Annotated in this window: 1 protein-coding gene; it reads right to left on the minus strand. The window is 50.0% G+C overall.

All coding sequences use genetic code 11. The features are described from left to right. On the minus strand, positions 1 to 306 hold a 306-nt coding region (locus tag RCF13_RS02145; RefSeq protein WP_308140787.1), incomplete at both ends, for an RHS repeat domain-containing protein.

The following is a 306-nucleotide window of genomic DNA, read 5'->3' on the forward strand; positions in this document are numbered from 1 at the left end:
ATTGTTCCATTTAGCGGACCGAAGATCATATTGCCATCAGCATCATACTGGACCTTCTCGCCATTGTAAGTGTCGAGCCGGTTATCAGCCGTATAGGTCATTGTCACAGTCCCCGCGGACCAGGATGCTTCACTTCCGGGCCCATCACTCTCTTCAATCACGTTGCCTGCTGCATCATAGGTGTAGTGATATTCTTGAATGAGCTCTCCTTGAGCCGTGACATCACGCAATTGAATCAGTTGGCCTGCTGCATCATATTGTCTGGTCTCCAACGTACCATTCGGACGCAGCGTTTGTAGCAATCGG

Source organism: Stenotrophomonas maltophilia group sp. RNC7 (assembly GCF_030910085.1).
Lineage (GTDB): Bacteria > Pseudomonadota > Gammaproteobacteria > Xanthomonadales > Xanthomonadaceae > Stenotrophomonas > Stenotrophomonas sepilia.